Source organism: Bacillus cereus group sp. N21 (assembly GCF_016483395.1).
In the GTDB taxonomy this organism is placed as follows: Bacteria; Bacillota; Bacilli; order Bacillales; family Bacillaceae_G; genus Bacillus_A; species Bacillus_A pseudomycoides.
The window spans coordinates 1-266 of record NZ_JAEHBX010000347.1 but is presented as its reverse complement, the minus strand read 5'-3'; the positions used below and the strand labels follow the sequence as shown (position 1 = coordinate 266).

Genomic DNA, 266 nt, shown 5'->3' with positions numbered 1-266 from the left:
CAATTAAGAAGAACCCGAACGTTACAACAGTAATTGGTAGCGTAATTAAAATTAAAAATGGTTTTACAAACACATTTAAAACCGCCAATATAATACTCGCAATAATTGCAGTTTGTATATTTGCTACGTAAAACGCGTCTGGTGCAATCCCTTTTAAAAGTCCCGATACAGCGATTAACACAACGCTATTTACAAGAAGTGATACAATCCATCTCATTTTCTTACACATCCTTTTGACATATATATTTCATCATACGCTAATAGAC

At 33.1% G+C, this 266-nt stretch carries 1 protein-coding gene; it reads right to left on the bottom strand.

What is annotated here, in order from left to right:
* Nucleotides 1-217 (bottom strand): phage holin family protein (locus JDS96_RS31135; protein WP_199669160.1); only part of this gene is annotated, 217 nt, incomplete at its 3' end.
* Nucleotides 218-266 lie beyond the last annotated feature (49 nt).